Origin of the sequence: Nodosilinea sp. LEGE 07088 (assembly GCF_015207395.1) — a bacterium.
Lineage (GTDB): Bacteria > Cyanobacteriota > Cyanobacteriia > Phormidesmidales > Phormidesmidaceae > Nodosilinea.
Genome location: NZ_JADEWX010000386.1, coordinates 1 through 1,221, shown reverse-complemented (window position 1 = coordinate 1,221; position 1,221 = coordinate 1). Strand labels below are relative to the sequence as shown.

Sequence of the window (1,221 nt, the reverse complement as noted above, 5' to 3'; positions counted from 1 at the left end):
GTGCTCATGAAACTTAAGCTGCTTCTGCAACTCCTGTTTCTCTTCGGCGGTCAGATAGTTCTTGATTGGCATAGATACTTCGCCAAAATATGCTCTCTAATATGTAGTTTAAATGATTAACAGCTTACTCCGATATAAGTGATTAGATAGACGTATCCGGTATTATCACCCTCCCCAATGCTGAGAATTATCAGGGTATCGTTTGGGCGATAGCGCTCATCAATGCTGAGAGGATACCGTGATCGCCCTTCTGGGTTTAACCCCGATCGCCGCGATGCACATCCATTTTGACCAGCCAGTGCCATAGTCGAATGTTTGCACAGCCTCAAGTCCGGCAACTTGCAGGAAAGCGTCCAGCTGGTGGGAGGCATATCCACGATTGTGCCAGCGCAGGGACATGAGAACTTGACCCAGTCCTTTACGCGTCACCGAGCCAATCAACGGGGCACCCGGTTTCAGGACTCGCAGCAGCTCATGCAAGGCGGCGACGGGGTCGGCCAGATGCTCCAACACATGGGCAAAGATAATCGCATCAAAGGAGTCATCAGTAAAGAGCAAACGCCGGATATCGCCCCATCGCAAATCGAGAGCCGGGCAGCGATTTTTCAAATTCTGTTGAGCATGGGTCAACATGGGGTAGGAAATATCGACACCAGAGACCTGAACTGGGTGAGCGATACTGTCTAAAAGCGCCAGACTGAAGGCTCCGGTGCCTACGCCACAGTCGAGAATTTTAGAGGTGTGGTCAAGATGGCTCAAGCCGTTGCGAACAGCCCGGCTTTTGAACAGAAGTTGATAATCCAGGGGCTGCCTCAAACGGGCCAAATAGTCGTCCCAGTGTTCGGCAGAGGCATCGTAGAGCGATCGCAGGGTGTCGATACTGGGAGCGGTTTTCCAGTGGTCTAATGTCGGGATTGTTGTTTTTAAGAGCATGGTGAAACTGACCCTCTGATTCCAGAGGGCGATACAGGTCGTTGAGTCAGTTCAGTTCAATGGATAGAAGGGCTGGGAAGGCCGGGCTTGTCTACCAACGCAGGATGAGCGGCAGGGCGGCAACTTCCGGTCACCTCTCAGAGCGCAGCGCTACCCCCCGTATGGCTTGGTTAAGCGGCCAGCATGGCTTGAAATCCTGCGTACCAGTTTGAGTAACGAGGCTGCCAGCCTAAAATTTGTCGCGCTTTTTGATTAACGGCTCCTTGTTGTTGCATGGCAAAGTAGAGC

General features: G+C 52.0%; 1 protein-coding gene. It reads right to left on the bottom strand.

Annotated elements, in window-relative coordinates:
* Window positions 1-219: 219 nt before the first annotated feature.
* Complete coding sequence (locus IQ254_RS31190; RefSeq protein ID WP_193970010.1) at window positions 220-933, bottom strand: class I SAM-dependent methyltransferase; 714 nt, start codon at window positions 931-933, stop codon at window positions 220-222.
* Between the last annotated feature and the right edge of the window lie 288 nt (window positions 934-1,221).

Coding starts and splice junctions, on each gene's coding strand:
- IQ254_RS31190 (WP_193970010.1), bottom strand. CDS start 933: ATGCTCTTAAAAACAACAATCCCGACATTAGACCACTGGAAAACCGCT.